Source organism: Psychrobacter piscatorii, assembly GCF_904846415.1.
Lineage (GTDB): Bacteria > Pseudomonadota > Gammaproteobacteria > Pseudomonadales > Moraxellaceae > Psychrobacter > Psychrobacter piscatorii.
Genome location: NZ_CAJHAR010000019.1, coordinates 1 through 17,468, shown reverse-complemented (window position 1 = coordinate 17,468; position 17,468 = coordinate 1). Strand labels below are relative to the sequence as shown.

Sequence of the window (17,468 nt, the reverse complement as noted above, 5' to 3'; positions counted from 1 at the left end):
CATGCGCCTAATCGAACTCAGACTCAAAAACCTCAATTCTCTCAAAGGTGAATGGCATATTGATTTTGCTGACACCGCCTTTACCAATGAAGGAATCTTTGCCATCACAGGGCAGACTGGCGCTGGCAAGACCACCATATTGGATGCGATTTGTTTGGCGCTATACAGCTATACGCCAAGACTAGGTAAAATAACAGGGGCTTATAACGAAATAATGACTCAAGGTGCTGGAGAATGCTCAGCAGAAGTAGTGATTGAAATTAATTCCAAAAAGTATAGATGTTCATGGTACCAACATCGTGCTCATAAAAAGGCCAAAGGCAATTTGTTACCTATCAAACATGAGGTTAGTGATGCTGAGACAGGTAAAATGCTAGAAGATGGGAAGAGTAAAACTGCTCCTTACATACAGAATTTATTAGGTATGGATTTTGATCAATTTACGCGCTCTATCATGCTCGCTCAGGGTAGTTTTGCTGCTTTTTTAAAATCTGATATTGGTGATAGAGCCGCAATTCTTGAAAAAATAACCGGTACGTCTATCTATGCTCAAATATCATTAAATGTTCATGATAAAAAACGTACTGAAGAAGAGATTCTTAATAAACTGCAATATGGTTTAGATGGCTTGGCGCTTTTAGATACCGAAGAAGAAGGTAAGTTAAGAACCGATTTGCAGTCATATCAAAATACCCAGAGTACACAGCAGCGAGAAATTCAAAATTTGGTCGAAAAGATAAAGTGGCTAGATAGCATCACAGAATCAAAAGAAAGACTGAATACTTATCAAAATGATCTAGCGCAAGCTCAGCAAGCTCAGCAAGACTTTATCCCTAATGCCAAGCGCTTAACCGCTGCCAATAAGGCGTTAGAGATTGACAGTCAGTTTGGTGAGTTATCATCTACCCGCAAGCATGTTGGCGAATTAAATCGAGAAAAAGCGCAGCTTGAGTATGACTTACCTAAGCAGCAAGCACTTACACAAAGCGCTCGCACACAGCTAGAGAAGCAAATAACACAGCGCCAAGATGCAGAAAACGCAATGCAAATCGCACGGCCCAAGATTCAGAAAGCACGTGACCTCGACAACGAGATTGCCCAGCAGCGTCGCGCTTTAAACGATACACTTGTCAGACATGACACACTTCAGGCAGACACTGAGCAACTGCTTGAAAATATTATCGCGCAAAAAAGCATTGCCATAGAAAAAGAAAATCAAAGCGCTCAATTGACCGAAAAACTTACCAGTACGGATAATTTAAGCTATTTAGACGGCGATATTGCCATTTTTGATGAAAAGTGCAGTCGCCTAAAAGCGGTAATACGTCAAAATCCAGTACTTTCGCAAGACAAGATACGCCAAACACGTGAATTAGAAGAACACAAAACCGCATTGGTAGTACAACAGCAACGCCAACAAGCACAAAGTGATAAAAATGAAGCCACCCAAGAGCAATTAACCGCACTAAAAAAAGTACAAAGCGAGCTGATTCAAGCACAATCGGTCATACAGATGCGTGAGACACAAGAGCAGATAGACAGCACTAACCAGCAGCTCGATCAACTGCGCTTTCATGACCAGCAGCGCCGTGACCTTAACGCACAAGTGACAAAAATCATGAGTCACATCGAGCAGCTAGAGAGTGAAATCAGTGGCTATGAAGAGTTGATTACAACAAAAAAAGCAAACCTCAAAAACACGCAAGAAAAGCGCCAAGACAAATCGGATCAGCTACAACTACAACAAAAGGTCATGGCGCTAGAGAACTATATTGCCGATTTACAAGACGGTAAACCTTGTCCTTTATGCGGTGCGCTTGAGCACCCTTACTCCCAAAATCACCCGCACCTTTTACCCAATGACGAAAACTTCCAATTAGCGCAGTATATTAGTGTTTTAGATGAACAAATTGCCGCGCTGAATAAGAGCATCACTGCCCAGCAGATTGAGCAGGCAAGTAAACGAAGTACGCTTGAGAGTAAAAGCAATCAGCAAGCCGAACTCAATGCGCAAATACAGCAGCATGACACCGCCATAACAGAACTGCTGTATGTCATTAGCCAGCAGATGAATGATGAAAACGTAGCTGACAGTACTATTGCCAACTTGATACAAACGTTACTGGCGTTGGGCAGTGATAACGACATTGCGCAAACACTTGCTGATAGTAAAGACAAGTTAAATCAGTATAGAAAAGAAATCGCAGATACTTTAGAACGCTACGAAAGCTACGGTGAAGACATAACCCGTATGCGTGAGACACTAGAGACAGCATCAAAAGACCAGCAAGCGTTGGTAAACGATATCTCTGAGCAGAAAACACATATTACCATCAGTGAAAACAACATAACAGGTATCGATAATAAGATTACAGAGAACTTTTCTGAACTACAAACGCTCATTACTACCATTTTGCAGCGCATTAACCCTTATGCTGCCAGTAGCTATCCGACAAAGGCGCTCAGTACCTTGCAACGTGCGCCCGATAATTTACAGATGTTATCAGCTAGCATTACACAACAAATAGTGCTGAGCGATGCGGATTATGACAGTTATCTTGAAGAACTACGTCAGCAGCGCCGCGCCCTCGTACAGCTAAAAGACGCTTTCGCTGAAGATAAGGACAAACAGCAGACAATACAGACCGACCTTGAACGCATAAAAGCATATATTGAGAATAAAGAAGCACAGCTCAAAAAAGATACCGATACGCTTAACAGTCTAATACAAGCGAAGAATAAACAGACAGCCGCACTAACCCAGTCCCAAAACGAACGCGCAGAGGTTTTTGAGGCGGCTGACCTAGAAGCAGCTGAACGTACGCTTAGAGACACGCTAGATCAAGCGCAAGAGACGCACAGTGTTGCCCAACGACAATTAGATACAGAAACGTATAATTTGCAACAGCTCATAAAGCAGCAAGAAAACTTAGCCAGTCGTATCGAAACAGCTACGCAAACCTTAGAAACGCAACATACCGCATTTGATAACGCACTTGCCGCCTCCAGCTTTGATACGGAAGCAGAGTTTTTGGCGGCGCGCTTGCCTATGGATGAGCGTAATGCACTCAAGCAGCAGCAAGAACGTATTGATTATGCGCTCCAGCAAGCGCAGTCTCTGTTGAAAGAAACCGAGAAAGCATTAGAAGATAAGCAAGTAAACCCGCTGACAACAGACGATAAAGAAACGCTTATCCAGCAGCAAGCGCAAGTCCAAGAGAAGTTTAATAGCTGCATTGAATCTATTGGTGCAATCAGTCAGCGTCTAAAAGACAATGAGGATAAAAAAAGCACGCAACAGCTGCAAATTGATGCCATCAATGCCCAAAAAGATAAGTTACAAGTGTGGCAACAGCTACATAAATTGATTGGCTCATCTGATGGCAAAAAGTATCGTACCTTTGCTCAAGGCCTCACTTTTGATCTCATGGTTAATCATGCCAATACTCAGCTGCAAAAAATGAGTGATCGCTACCTGCTGGCTCGTGATGACAATAGCCCGCTTGAGCTCAATGTCATTGACAATTATCAAGGCGGTGAGATTCGTAGTACCAAAAATCTCTCAGGCGGTGAAGGGTTTATTATCAGTCTTGCTTTGGCGTTAGGACTGTCGCAGATGGCCAGCCAAAATATTCGCGTGGACTCGCTATTTTTGGATGAAGGCTTTGGTACCTTGGATGAAGAATCTTTAGACATTGCGCTAGATACGCTGACCAATTTGCAGCAAGAAGGCAAGTTAATCGGGGTAATCTCCCATGTACAGGCGCTAAAAGATCGTATTTTAACCCAAATAAAAGTAGAAAAACTTTCAGGTGGATTCAGTCAAATCAGTGGTCAAGGATGTCACAAAGTTGTCAGTGAAAAAGCATCATAATTTAAGCTAGTCAGTTTGCTACTTTCTACTCTACTTTCGATTAAACGATTTTGTTTAGACAATAAAAAACCACCGAACATTAAGGGCGGTGGTTTTTTTGAAAAGACGGATATTTATTTCTTACTGAATAACTAATTATTTAGTGACTAAGCCACTCAGCTCACTCATCAATACTGACAACGTTGACAGACCAATTTGACCTTCTTCATCGTTGCTATGCAGCTCATCTAACTTATTCATTTCCGTCGTGACTGCTGCCAGCTGATCGACGTGTCTTGCTCTCCATTCACTAAATGCTTGCTTGGCATCTGGTTTAGACAGTACTGCATCCATTAGTAGGCGTAAGCTGCGTGACAGCTCGTTCACTAACGCATGGCGTGCACGGCGATCCCAGTAGTCTTGCTGTGGTAAGTTGGCAATATTATCCATCATCCAATCTAACTGCAACACTTGATAGGCTTCAAAGTATAGGGTTGCAATCTCATCAACAGGACGCTCATATTGCTCAGCCAGCAATGCAGCATCAAGCGCATCGACATGGTACGGTAGCATCGCAAATAAGGTAGCATCGTTGTCAGACAGATCTTTTTGCATCAAACGTTCGGTGTCTTCTTGCAAATATTGGGCAAACTGCTGCTCGATAAAACCACTTGGCTTAGTGAGTTTTTCAACACTTTCACTAAAGCGGCTAATCATATCAGCGACTTGCAAGTTTTGACCGAAGGCATTGATAAACCAGACCACACCGCGCTCAAGCGCATCACGTAAACGTAGCTCAAGATTCAGCAGTAGTGTTGCTTCAACCTGATTATCTAGTGCTTCCAGTGCTTGCCAAGCGCGCGATACGTTGAATACATCACGGCTAATCGCATAACCACGCACGATAGTTGCTAGTGATTGATCGGTTTCCTCAAAGAGACGGAATAGCGCTTCAATACCTAAGCGGTTGACCACACTGTTGGTCAAGTAAGTGCTGATGATTTCACGATGCAAACGGTGCTCAGTCATCTCATCAAAGAAGCGTGACGCAAGCTCATCTGGGAAGTATTTACGCAGCTCGTTAATGAAGTACGGATCATCTGGTAAATCAGATGATAACAGATTGTCATAGACCCACATTTTGCCATAAGCCAAGACGACTGCGAGCTCAGGGTTGGTTAGACCAGTATCTGCTTTTTGACGCTTTGTAATCTCTTCGTCTGATGGTAGATACTCAATCGCACGATCCAGACGCCCTTCACTCTCTAACATTTGGATGAAGCGCTGATGATCGCTAAGGTTCGCTGCGGCGCGAATATGGCTCAGCTCAATGGCTTGTGGTTGTAAGTAGTTCTGACGTAGTACCAATTCTGCTACGGTGTCAGTCATACTCTCAAGCAATTCATTACGTTGCTTGAGCGTCATATCGCCTTGTTCGACCACTTTACCAAGTAAGATTTTGATATTGACTTCATGATCCGAGCAATTTACACCGCCTGAGTTATCAATGGCATCTGTATATATGCGTCCGCCCGTTTGAGCATATTCGATACGGCCTTGCTGGGTTAGACCTAAGTTACCACCTTCGCCAACGACGGCTGCACGTAGCTCATTACCATCGATACGTAACGAATCATTTGCACGATCGCCAACATCGGCATGCGTCTCATTCGCACTTTTGACATAAGTACCGATACCACCATTCCAGATGAGATCGACAGGCGCACGTAGCAATGCGCTAATCAAATCATTGGGTGCAAGACTGTCTGCACTAATATCAAAGAGCGATTTCATCTCAGGACTGATAGCGATAGTCTTGTCTTGGCGTGAGAATATACCACCACCTTGACTGATCAATGACGCTTCATAATCTGCCCATGATGAGCGTGGCAGCTCAAACAAGCGTGCGCGCTCAGCGTATGAGGCCGCCGTATCTGGATTAGGATCAATAAAGATATGCAGGTGGTTAAAGGCAGCAACTAGCTTAGTATGCGTTGAGAGCAGCATACCATTACCAAATACATCACCACTCATGTCACCAATACCGACCACAGTAAAGTCGTCACGGTTTTGAATGTCCATACCGCGCATACGGAAGTGACGTTTGACCGACTCCCAACCACCGCGCGCTGTGATACCCATTGCTTTATGGTCATACCCTACTGAGCCACCTGATGCAAAGGCATCATCCAGCCAGAAGTTGTACTCTGCTGCCAACGCGTTGGCGATATCAGAGAAAGTCGCTGTACCTTTATCAGCTGCGACAACCAAGTACGGATCATCTTCATCATGGCGTACCGTGTTGGCTGGCGGGACGATGTTGCCATCTACAATATTGTCTGTGACATCAAGCATACCGCGTAAGAACGTTTGATAGCAGGCAATGCCTTCTGCTTGGAACGCCTCACGACCATCAGCCATGCTTTTGGTTTTGACAATAAAGCCACCTTTAGAGCCAACAGGAACGATTACTGCGTTTTTGACCATCTGTGCTTTGACAAGGCCAAGTACTTCAGTACGGAAATCTTCCATACGATCTGACCAGCGCAGACCACCACGAGCGACTTTGCCACCACGTAAATGCACCGCTTCAACGCGTGGTGAATACACAAATATCTCAAACATTGGCTTTGGTTTAGGCAAGTTTGGAATATCTGCTGCCAAGAACTTAAACGACAAACGATCTTTGCGCTGACCGTCGCTATCGACTTGATAGAAGTTAGTACGCATCATCGCATTAATCAAATCCAAGTACCAGCGCAAGATACGGTCTTCGTCTAGGCTATCGACATCTGCTAACGCAGCAGTAATTTGCTCTTGAATTTTCGTTGTTTTTTCTTGGCGCGTCTCATCACTATATTCAGGGTTCATGCGCGCATCAAACAAGCTGCCCAATGCCACACTGATATCACTGTTTTTGACGACAGTTTGCTGAATATAAGCACTGGAGAATGGCGCACGAGCTTGTAGCATATAGCGAGACAATGCACGCAATACGACGACATCGTAAGTGTCGAGCTTGGTCGTTAGTACCAACTCATTGAACGAATCGCTCTCAACACGGCCTGCCCAGATTTGCTTGAGACTGTCTTCGAACTGACCACGCACGACTTGCATATTGACCGTATCGACATGCTCTAGCGTCAACTCGTACTCTTGCATCCAAATAGGCTGCTCTGGCAAATCAAACTCATAAGTTTGTGCTGAGATGACCGATACACCAAAGTTTTCAAGTATTGGTAGCACTTTTGATAGGATAACAGGCTGCTCGCGACCGTATAGCTTTAGGTGAAGTTGGTTACGTGCATCGCCTGTTGACTGGTATAAATGCCAAAGCATTGGATTTTCTGCAGTCAATCCAGCCAGGCGCTTAGTATCTTCGACTGCAGTACGAGCATCAAAACGCTCTTGGTACGCAGCAGGAATATAGTCTAAAAAGCGGCGGTTTAAGGCGTTGGCTTGTTGCTCACCCACATTATCAAGCAGCATTTTTTGATAATTATCATCCCATGACTGCATAAGTGCCGACAATTTGGCTTCAAGTGTTGCGATATTAACGTCATTCACTTGACCTGGCACTGTGCGCACATGGACATGGACGCGGGCGTGCGCAGATTCGTTGAATTCAGTGGTAAAACCTGAAGACATACCGTTGTAAGCATCTTTTAGAACGTTTTGTACTTTGATGCGTAGCTCAGTGTTGAACTTATCACGTGGGATATAAACTAAGCATGACACAAAACGCTGGTAATGGTCGATACGGCTAAATAGGCGTAAGCTCTTTTTGTCTTGTAATTGGCTAATACCTGAGACAATTGGGTACAGCTCTTCGACGCTGGCTTGGAACAGATCATCACGTGGCAAGGTATTAATCACATGCATCAATTTATGATGAGCATGACCATCACGTGGCAATTCTGCCATGGCCATAATCTTGTTGGCCTTTTCGCGTAGTAGCGGTATTTGCTGTACGGTAAGCTGATACGCTTGTGATGTCAGCAAGCCGATAAAGCGATACTCACCAATCAATTTACCATTATCATCGAACTTATGGATGCCCAAAAAGTCCATATATACCGAGCGATGTATCGGAGACACACGGCTTGATTTAGACAGCATCAACACACGCGGCTCAGTCAATAGTTGTTTTAGCCCTTTAGGCAGTTGATTGAAGCTTTCTGACAGCTTGTCTTCTTCTGAACCGCGCAATAGACCAAGACCGCTATTACCAATGGCAAATAAATCTAAATTAGTAGGTTCGGTGACTTCGATTTCGTGACCACCTTCTAAGCGGTACTCGCGATAACCTAAGAAGATAAAATGATCGTCTAATATCCAATCTAAAAATGCTTGGATTTCTTGTTGTGAGTAGAAAACTTCTGGCAGTGGTTTGTTAGACAGCTCAGCCTTAATGTCATTTAACTGCGCACGCATCTGTTTCCAGTCACCAACGACGGTATCAAGCGTGTCAATTTTAGACATGAGCATTTGTTGTAATGCTTCCAAGTTTTCATTATCTTGATAAGCAATTTCACAATGAATCAACGACATATGAGAAGTGGCACTTTCATGTGCGCCTTCAACATAAGTAATCTGGCCATCTTCATCGCGTTTAACACTCACGATGATATTGTAAGTACGATGAACATCGATACCTTCAGCTTCAAGGCTCATCAAGATCGTATCGACTAAAAATGGTCTATCATATGCCACGATCTGAATGACCGTGTGTGAGCTATGAAAGTGCTGCTCTTCTGCTAAGGGATTCAATACTGCCAGTTGTGGTTTGCTGCAATCGTAGGCTTTGAGCAATGTAAAGTGATGTAGCGCCATGCCCGCCAAGTCAGCATTACTAATCGCCTCTGCAGTTTCTTGATGCAGCGGCTCATAGTAGCTATGGATAAAATGATCAAATAGCGATTTGTCTTTTTGTACATAACTGGTAGCAATATCGCTTATCTGGCTAATGCGCTCTTTTGCGATACTGAGGGAGTTTGGCATTGTCCTTCGTCCTTTTTATAGGTTTGGTTTATCTATTTATGTTTATCAATTTGTATTAATTACCGTCATTGCATATGGGGCTTATAACTTGTGATGCAATGGCAATATATCCAGTCACGCGACTTATTCTTTTATTATGACGTCTAAAGATTTTCTCCTTTTTTTACTCTTATTTTTATGAATATGTAGCCATCAGGATTTAATACCATCAATATAGTGAAGTTTAACGCACCTGCGGCGCGAGCTAAAGCGTACAACATCATTTCATGAATCAGCGACATGTCGATAACCTTTGCTAATGAGACAATGATATTTAATGCCATAATATTCAAGATTAGGTGCTGGCAAACGGATACTCATAGTAATTAATACTGTTTTTTTGTTAGAATATGCCGATATATCTACGAGCGTACGAATAGCTCATTATTAACTTTAATGCTAAGGGCAAGAGGTATGATGAATATTTTGGTGATTGGTTCAGGTGGTCGTGAACACGCGCTGGCATGGCAGTGTGCAAAAGATGACAATGTCAAAAATGTCTATATCGCTCCTGGTAATGCTGGCACAGCCCTTGAACCTAAATGCCAAAACGTTGTCTTAACGTCTACTGATGCCAGCGATCACAGCGCTGTTATCGAATTTTGCCAAAGTAATGACATTGACATGGTCATCGTCGGACCAGAAGCACCTTTGGTCACTGGTATCGTTGATGCGTGCCGTGATGCTGGTATCAAAGCATGGGGACCAACAGCATACTGCGCTCAATTAGAAGGTTCGAAAACCTTTGCTAAAGAATTCATGGAACAGAACCATATTCCAACAGCTGCTTATCAAGGATTTACAGACGCTGCTGCTGCCAAAGCTTACGTTGATGAGCAAGGCGCGCCTATTGTTATCAAAGCTGACGGGCTTGCTGCTGGTAAAGGCGTCATCGTTGCTGAGACTATCGAGCAAGCGCATGAAGCCATTGACGATATGCTAGCGGATAATAAATTCGGTGATGCTGGTAGTCGTGTAGTCATCGAGCAGTTCTTGCAAGGCGAAGAAGCCAGCTTCATTTGCATGATTGATGGTGACAATATCTTGCCAATGGCGACCAGCCAAGATCACAAACGTGCTTTTGAAGGGGATACGGGTCCCAACACTGGCGGTATGGGTGCTTATTCACCTGCGCCAGTCGTAACCAAAGACGTTCATGACAAAGTCATAGAGCAAGTCATTCAGCCAGTGGTTGATGCGATGAAAGAGGCAGGACATCCTTATACTGGATTTTTATATGCTGGTCTTATGATTGATAAAGCAGGCGACCCTTATGTTATCGAATTCAACTGCCGCTTTGGTGATCCAGAGACGCAGCCTATCTTAATGCGCCTGCAGTCATCAATGGTAGACTTGGTCGCACAAGGACTAGACGGTCAATTGCCTAGCGAAGCCAAATGGGACAACCGCCCTGCCCTAGGTATCGTAGTCGCATCGAAAGGCTATCCTGAAACATCATCGAAAGGCGATGTGATTGCTGGCTTGCCAGAGCTGGACACTACGAACGATAATGCAGTTAAAGTATTTCATGCTGGTACGGCATTCTCGAATGACAATGAGAACGAAGTTGTGACTAACGGTGGTCGTGTATTGTGCGTGACTGCTTTAGCAAATAATATTTCTGAAGCTCAGCAGGCAGCACTAGCAGTCACTGCTGCGATTAGCTTTGATGGCGCGCAGTATCGTCGTGATATCGGGCATCATGCTATTGCTCGTGAAAATGCTTGATGAGTTAATCCTTGTCAGATAACGTGAATTTTTCGCTCCATATATCTGACTAAGCAAATGCGGCTGATACGCTATACATTATTTGACCTAGCATCATGCATGCTAGGTCTTATTTTTTAATATTCATTTTTAGGTCTATTTTTGATGAAATGCTCATAAAGAATGAGATGGCGGCTTAACGACAGACCAGACATGAGCACAACTCTCAACATTAAATCGGCAAAATATCACGCAATTATTTTGACTTACAAAGTAACTATCAACAGCCTGTGTGCGCTCATAAAACCCATGCACTTTATATGATACAATTTTATACCCGTGCATCACATCTCCCTTGTATTGTAGGTCTCGAACCCGCAAATCAATACCAACTGGATGAATGATTATATTTATGGCAAATGATACGTCTAAACCTTCTAGCAATAAGCAATCAATCGATAGTCTAAAAACCTCAGGGTTTGATCGCCGCATGTCGATTGCTAAAACCTCCTTAAATATTGGTCGTCGTTGGGCGGGTAATAGTGTGTCTGGCATGTTTTTGAATAAAGAAGCACGTACGGCACGTAACCAAGCATTTATGGAAGCTCAAGCGAGTTATCTGGCATCAGAGCTTGGTAAATTGAAAGGTTCAGTTGTCAAAATTGGTCAAATGCTAGCCATCTATGGTGAACATATATTGCCGCCAGAAATTACGCGTGCCTTGCAAACGCTCAATGATGATACGGCGACGCTTACCTGGCCGACAATTGAGCAAACATCGCGCCAGCTATTGGGTGAAAAACTAAATGAGCTCGATATTGACCCTGTTCCTATCGGAACGGCTTCTCTTGCCCAAGTCCATCGGGCGACAGTATTAGCAACTGGTGAACAAGTCGTATTAAAGATTCAATATCCGGGTGTGGCAGATGCCATCAACTCTGATCTCGCCCTATTTAAGCGATTACTAAAGGTAAGTAACATCGTCCCTCAAACGCGCGCGCTCGATGCTTGGTTTGAGGAAATACGTGACCTCCTCCATCATGAAGTCGATTATGAAGCGGAAGCAGCAACAACAGAGCGTTTTTACGATCGTTTAAGCAATGATCCACGTTACATCGTACCTAAAATTAACCGTAATTACTCAAAAAAACGTCTGCTATGTATGTCATATGAGCCAGGTATCACTGTCGTGTCTGAAGCACTACAGCTGCTGCCTCAGGAGCGCCGTAGTGCGATTGGTCAAGCTGCCATCGAAATTATGATGCAAGAGATTTTTGTCTGGGGTGAAATGCAGACAGACCCTAATTTTGGTAACTATTTAGTTCGAGTTAGTGAAAGTACAGACGATATCGATAAACTTGTTTTGCTAGATTTTGGTGCTATTCGCCAATTTGACAGTAATTTGCTTACGATTGCCCGTGGACTATTGAGGGCAGGATATCACCATAACCATCAGGCGATGACTCTAGCCATGACGGGTTATGATTTCTTCGATAGTATGAGTGATAAAGTACGCTCTGATATTGCCTCATTGTTCCTATTGGCTACCGAGCCATTCAGTGATCCTGAGAAAAACGATGACATCCCTACAGATTGTTTGGATGAGCAAAATCGCTATATTTGGGCGAATAGTAAACTGCATTCACGCTTGTCCACTAAAGCTACTCGTGCGATGCAATCTTTTGAATTTAACCTTCCTCCAAAAGAATTCATGTTCATTAGCCGCAAATTTATTGGCGCATATACCTTTTTAACAGTGCTTGATGCACATACTAGCCCTAACACTTTGGTAAAACCTTATTTATAGTTTTTAACAGTGTGAAATTTTGGCCGTCCCCTAGTGACGGCTTTTCTTGGTTTATATTCTTTTGCTTAGGCTATTTTATATTTAATATTCATATTATATTGGGACGGTGCACTCCTAGTTATATTTTTAATTGCTTAGGCTATTTTTTCGCCTATTATTAAGCTTGCCAGTTATCAAACCTTGTTTTATACCATTTCGGCTTACAGATGCTTAGCTCCCAGCATACCTCTTGCCGCGCTAGGTACTTCACTTCAAAATGCGTACGCTGGCTGTCGACAGGCACTCGGTAACGATTATTTGGTAGGCACCAGAGCTTAGCTGCTTGATGCTCTGCATTGTCCATATAGGATTCAATATTGGTAACCAGTATTATCTCTCCCCCTACTTGCAAGCGAGATAACAGAAACTCAAAAAAGGGCATATTTAGCCATTGCTGATTGGGATTATGCTGTTCAGGGTTGGGATAAAGAATAAATATTTTAGCCACACTATTGGGTTTTAGCGCATGCACCGTCCAAGCAATCGCATCTGCATGGATCGCATCTAGGTTCGGTAAGTCTTGTAGTGTAGCCAGCTTTGAGAAAGCATCAAACTTATTGCGTGTGCGCTCAATGGCGATCAAATGCTTATCAGGATTTTGCACGGCAAAGCTAAGTGCGTGCTTGCCCTTCCCTGCTCCAATCTCCAAGATTAACGGCTTTTCGTCTTTATTATCACTGATGATTTTTGGAATAATAAAGTCGCGCGGTGCGGAGAGTCGTTGTGGTTGAAAGGCACGCGCTTGCTGATGCGTGAACTCGATATTGTCTATCATCTACTATCCTTAAAGCATTTGTCTTTTGTCATTATTCTACCCCATGCTATTATATAGCCAATCTAATTGAATAGTAATATAACGATAACTAGTACGCCTCAATTCATCACAATTTATATGATAATAAATAACTATCGTGCGCAAATGATACTAATAACATCAAGGATACTTCCACCTTTATTATGACTGACTCTAATACCAACACTGCACCCAAAACCTACCCTTGCCCACGTTGTGGCACTCAAACCGCTTGGCAAGACAACAAATATAAGCCGTTTTGTGGTAGTCGCTGTAAACTGATTGATTTAGGTGCTTGGGCAAATGAAGACTACACGTTACCTGCAGAAACCACACCTTTCTCTGACGAGCTATAATCTACCCCTTTACTCAATTTATTATACCAAGGATGTTTTACATGTCTGCTACTTACCTAATGCCCACTTATAATCGTCAACCTATCAGCTTTACCCGCGGTGCAGGCAGTTGGCTCTACACAAAAGACGATACGCCATACTTAGATGCCTTAACTGGTATCGCGGTATGTGGACTGGGACATTGCCATCCACAAGTGACCGACGCTATTCAACAGCAAGCAGCGACCTTGGTTCATACCAGCAATCTGTTCGGTATTGACTGGCAAGAGCGTGCAGGAGAGATACTATGTACGGCAGCCCAAATGGATAGTGTGTTTTTTGCCAATAGTGGCGCTGAAGCAAATGAAGCCGCATTAAAACTTGCACGCCTGTATGCGTCGCAACAAGGCTTTGCACGTCCAAAAGTCATCGTGATGGAGCAGTCATTCCACGGCCGTACATTGCTATCACTATCGGCCACTGCTAACCCAAAAGCCCGCGAAGGATTTTATACACTAGATGACGACTTTATCCGTGTGCCATTTGGCGACATTGCAGCGGTAAAGCAAGCGGCGTTAGACCATGAGGACATCTGCGCCATTTTTGTAGAGCCGATCCAAGGTGAAGGTGGTCTTAATACTGCGGCCAATGGCTTTACCTATTTAGAAGAGCTACAAGCAGAGTGTGATGCTCATAACTGGTTATTCATGCTTGATGAAGTACAGACAGGTAATGGTCGTACTGGTAAATATTTTGCTTATCAGCATAGCAATGCGCGCCCTGATGTATTGACGACTGCAAAAGGCTTAGGTAATGGCTTTCCAGTTGGTGCTTGTATGGTACGAGGCCGTGCTACTGGTTTGTTTGGTGCAGGGAGCCATGGCTCTACTTACGGTGGTACGCCATTAGCCAGTCGCGTTGTACATAGCGTGTACGATGTACTTGCAAATAGTGACATTATGGAGAATGCGGTGACGGAAGGACTATTTATCCGAGAAAGTCTCGTCAATGCACTAGGACAACACGGTGTAAGTAGTCGCGGCGCTGGAATGATGATTGGTATTGCGCTACCTGAAGACATGGATTGTAGCCAATTGGTAGATCGTGCCCGTGACGAGCAAAAACTTATCATCAATGTGACAGGTGGCCATGTGGTACGTTTGCTACCGCCGCTCAATATGAGCCGTGATGAAAGCACACAAGTCGCTGAACGTTTAATTGATCTATTGAAGTCAACATTCTAAAGCTTACTTGAATATGTAGCATATAATAAAAAAGCCTATGGATAACGATATCCATAGGCTTTTTACTGACCGATTATTGAAACAACCAATATTTAGTCTGAATAACACTTAGTTGGAATGAAAATATTTCTTCAGTACTTCTAGGCAACGAGTGATTTTAGCTGGTTGTTGGTCGCGGTTTAAGGTAACGGCATATAGTACAAAGCTTGGCAATTGGTAACCAGTCAATACCTCTACCAACTCTCCACTCTCAAGCTCTTTTTTGATGTCCATTTCCATCATTCGAGACCATCCCGAATTCTGTGTAACTGCCCTTTAGATTAAATGCCTGCTTATACGATCATCAAACATAATCATAAAGCGATTTAAAGCAGACGTCCAGTTACGGATTGGCATCGACCACTTTTTGGATGCCTGCTGGGTTGCCAGATATACTACCTTGAATGCTGCCTGATCAGAGGGAAACACCTTACGCTTATTCACCGCCGTTCGAATCACACTGTTTAGCGACTCTATCGCATTGGTGGTATAAATCGCTTTTCTGATGTCTTTAGGATAACCAAAGAACACCGTTAAGCCCTCCCAGTTATTGCGCCAAGACTTGATGACATGCGGGTACTCTTTGCCCCATACTTCATCAAAGTGCTCAAGGTTGGCCTCTGCCATCTCAAGCGTATCAGCACCGTAGATGGCCTTTAAATCAGCTGCTACGGCCTTCTTGTCCGTCCAAGGTACGAACTTCATCGAATAGCGCACCATATGCACGATACACAGCTGAACCTGAGCGTTAGGGTAGACCGTATTAATGGCATCAGGGAAGCCTTTTAGGCCGTCTACACAGGCAATAAGAATATCTTGAACCCCGCGGTTTTGTAGCTCAGTGAGAACACCAAGCCAGAATTTAGCGCCCTCATTCTCTGATAGCCACATGCCAAGCAGCTCTTTTTTACCATCAAGAGCAACGCCTAAGGCCAGATAGATAGCTTTGTTGATGATCTGCTTGTCCTGACGAACTTTGACGACAATGCAGTCTAAGTAGACGATAGGATAGACGCTGCTCAGTGGCCGGTTCTGCCAAGCGGTGATGTCATCCAAGATGTTGTCAGTGACTCTGGAAACCAAGCTGCTTGAGATGTCGACGTCGTAGATGTCCTTGATGGTTTCGACAATCTCAGTAGTGGTTTGACCTTTGGCGTAAAAGCTGATGATTTTGTCATCAAGACCTGAAATACGGGTTTGATGCTTACGCACTAACGCAGGTTCAAAGCTACTGTCGCGGTCTCTGGGGGTGGAGATCTCAAGCTCGCCTGTGTCGCTACGGACTCTCTTTTTAGTGTGCCCATTGCGCTTATTAGGCCTGTCTGCCTTTTCATGCTTGGGGTAGCCGAGATGCTCTTCCATTTCTGCTTCTAGGGCAGTGTCGATGAAGGACTGCATGAGCTGCTTTTGAAAGTCTTTGATGTCATCGAAGCTTTTCATGCTGTTGGCCATTTGCTCAGCCAGTTTCTTGATGTCAGATTGGTTAGTCATTGCTTATTCTCCTGTTAGTGGATTATAAGCAGTTACACAAAGTTTGGGAAACTCTCCATCATTCTAACCAGACCATGACCTTCTTTGGCTAAGGTTGTCGCCATAAAGACATTATTGGTGTAGATACGTGAGTTCATTTTTACACGCGTTTTTTTGTTGGTCTCAGTCTGTATCATATCAATCTGATTGGCATCTTTCATGATTTCAATACAGATTAATTGATGGTCAGCCAATTCTTTAGGCGTGTTCAGCTTAGGATGCTGACGCAAGTACTGAGGTGAGGCAACAAGTAACTGGCGCACATCTGTGAGCGGATAGCTGCTTAAGCTTGCGTCATTAATCGATGGACTCATGCGAATCGCGATGTCGATACGCTCGTCAATCATATCAATATAATGATTGTCAGCAAGATAAGTGACACTCAGATCATCATGTGCAGCCATCCATGTAGAGAGCGCTGGCAATATATGATTTACGCCAAGCTCAGGCGTCGTCGATACCCGTAGGCTACCTGCTAGCTCATCACGCAGTTGATTAACTTTGATTCGACCTTGCTCAGCCGCGCTGACCACATCTTTTGCCGCCTCATAAAAGCTCTCACCAGCTTCTGTCAAGCTTAGCTTACGAGTTGAACGATGCAATAGCACAACGCCAAGCTCATTCTCTAGTGAACGAATTTGCTGACTGACTGCACTCGTTGTAATACCAAGCTCACGAGCTGAGCCACTAAAAGAACCATGCCCGACCACACTGGCGAACACAGCCATACCGCGTAAATTATCCAACATATTCTCACCTAAACTTCATTTCAGTTTTTAATATAACTTAACCCATTATAACGAATTTTAATTTATATTATCGTTACTTAATATTTTTATCTTACTTGAGAAAGCCCATTTGACTCGCAATAAAAACAAAAATATCAAGGCGATAGTGTGATATCACCTTGATATTTTATATAAAACTACGTTTAAAACCTATCTATATTTTTAAATAATTTTAACAACAGCTTTTTTTAAAACTCTTAGATTAACACACCAAGTGCAACGCTAATTAATATTATAGAACGCCTGCATAGGCGTTTTAAACCCTAAGCGTTTTCTTGGTCTGTTATTTAGTT

10 protein-coding genes and 1 pseudogene are annotated in these 17,468 nt (G+C 43.5%); 5 read left to right on the top strand and 6 right to left on the bottom strand.

Annotated elements, in window-relative coordinates; translation table 11 throughout:
- Window position 1 precedes the first annotated feature (1 nt).
- Window positions 2-3,874 carry an AAA family ATPase gene (locus JMX83_RS09460; protein ID WP_201601040.1) on the top strand — a complete coding sequence of 1,291 codons (3,873 nt, stop codon included), beginning with the start codon at window positions 2-4 and terminating at the stop codon, window positions 3,872-3,874.
- 135 nt (window positions 3,875-4,009) lie between these two features.
- Here JMX83_RS09460 and JMX83_RS09455 read toward each other — a convergent pair whose 3' ends face one another.
- Entirely contained in the window at window positions 4,010-8,854 is a 4,845-nt protein-coding gene (locus tag JMX83_RS09455) for an NAD-glutamate dehydrogenase (RefSeq protein ID WP_201601038.1), read from the bottom strand.
- Window positions 8,855-8,997: 143 nt separating this feature from the next.
- The gene (locus tag JMX83_RS09450) at window positions 8,998-9,177 is read right to left on the bottom strand and encodes a hypothetical protein (RefSeq protein ID WP_201601035.1); all 180 of its coding nucleotides are present in this window, start codon (window positions 9,175-9,177) and stop codon (window positions 8,998-9,000) included.
- 133 nt (window positions 9,178-9,310) lie between these two features.
- On the opposite strand from JMX83_RS09450, the gene purD reads away from it, so the two are divergent.
- Together purD and JMX83_RS09440 are read left to right on the top strand one after the other, a co-directional pair.
- Window positions 9,311-10,621, top strand: coding sequence for a phosphoribosylamine--glycine ligase (gene purD, locus JMX83_RS09445; protein ID WP_201601125.1), 1,311 nt, complete (start codon window positions 9,311-9,313; stop codon window positions 10,619-10,621).
- 391 nt (window positions 10,622-11,012) lie between these two features.
- Window positions 11,013-12,407, top strand: a complete 1,395-nt coding sequence (locus tag JMX83_RS09440) for an ABC1 kinase family protein (RefSeq protein ID WP_201601032.1) — start codon at window positions 11,013-11,015, stop codon at window positions 12,405-12,407.
- A 157-nt stretch (window positions 12,408-12,564) separates the two neighbouring features.
- Here JMX83_RS09440 and JMX83_RS09435 read toward each other — a convergent pair whose 3' ends face one another.
- Complete coding sequence (locus JMX83_RS09435) at window positions 12,565-13,221, bottom strand: class I SAM-dependent methyltransferase (protein ID WP_201601029.1); 657 nt, start codon at window positions 13,219-13,221, stop codon at window positions 12,565-12,567.
- Between the two features lie 182 nt (window positions 13,222-13,403).
- On the opposite strand from JMX83_RS09435, the gene JMX83_RS09430 reads away from it, so the two are divergent.
- Both JMX83_RS09430 and JMX83_RS09425 read left to right on the top strand, forming a co-directional pair.
- Complete coding sequence (locus JMX83_RS09430) at window positions 13,404-13,595, top strand: DNA gyrase inhibitor YacG (protein ID WP_201601026.1); 192 nt, start codon at window positions 13,404-13,406, stop codon at window positions 13,593-13,595.
- 41 nt (window positions 13,596-13,636) lie between these two features.
- Entirely contained in the window at window positions 13,637-14,818 is a 1,182-nt protein-coding gene (locus JMX83_RS09425) for an aspartate aminotransferase family protein (protein ID WP_201601024.1), read from the top strand.
- A gap of 108 nt (window positions 14,819-14,926) precedes the next feature.
- Here the strand turns inward: JMX83_RS09425 and JMX83_RS09420 are convergent.
- The 3 genes and pseudogenes from JMX83_RS09420 to JMX83_RS09410 form a co-directional block, all read right to left on the bottom strand.
- Window positions 14,927-15,112, bottom strand: a pseudogene (locus JMX83_RS09420) (LysR family transcriptional regulator); the annotation flags it as partial.
- 21 nt (window positions 15,113-15,133) lie between these two features.
- Complete coding sequence (locus JMX83_RS09415; protein ID WP_201601021.1) at window positions 15,134-16,348, bottom strand: IS256 family transposase; 1,215 nt, start codon at window positions 16,346-16,348, stop codon at window positions 15,134-15,136.
- 32 nt (window positions 16,349-16,380) lie between these two features.
- Window positions 16,381-17,136 (bottom strand): LysR family transcriptional regulator, encoded by a 756-nt coding sequence (locus JMX83_RS09410; protein WP_201601018.1) that lies wholly within the window; start codon window positions 17,134-17,136, stop codon window positions 16,381-16,383.
- Between the last annotated feature and the right edge of the window lie 332 nt (window positions 17,137-17,468).

Coding starts and splice junctions, on each gene's coding strand:
- JMX83_RS09450 (WP_201601035.1), bottom strand. CDS start 9,177: ATGGCATTAAATATCATTGTCTCATTAGCAAAGGTTATCGACATGTCG.
- JMX83_RS09460 (WP_201601040.1), top strand. CDS start 2: ATGCGCCTAATCGAACTCAGACTCAAAAACCTCAATTCTCTCAAAGGT.
- JMX83_RS09455 (WP_201601038.1), bottom strand. CDS start 8,854: ATGCCAAACTCCCTCAGTATCGCAAAAGAGCGCATTAGCCAGATAAGC.
- JMX83_RS09440 (WP_201601032.1), top strand. CDS start 11,013: ATGGCAAATGATACGTCTAAACCTTCTAGCAATAAGCAATCAATCGAT.
- JMX83_RS09425 (WP_201601024.1), top strand. CDS start 13,637: ATGTCTGCTACTTACCTAATGCCCACTTATAATCGTCAACCTATCAGC.
- JMX83_RS09430 (WP_201601026.1), top strand. CDS start 13,404: ATGACTGACTCTAATACCAACACTGCACCCAAAACCTACCCTTGCCCA.
- JMX83_RS09415 (WP_201601021.1), bottom strand. CDS start 16,348: ATGACTAACCAATCTGACATCAAGAAACTGGCTGAGCAAATGGCCAAC.
- JMX83_RS09435 (WP_201601029.1), bottom strand. CDS start 13,221: ATGATAGACAATATCGAGTTCACGCATCAGCAAGCGCGTGCCTTTCAA.
- purD (WP_201601125.1), top strand. CDS start 9,311: ATGAATATTTTGGTGATTGGTTCAGGTGGTCGTGAACACGCGCTGGCA.
- JMX83_RS09410 (WP_201601018.1), bottom strand. CDS start 17,136: ATGTTGGATAATTTACGCGGTATGGCTGTGTTCGCCAGTGTGGTCGGG.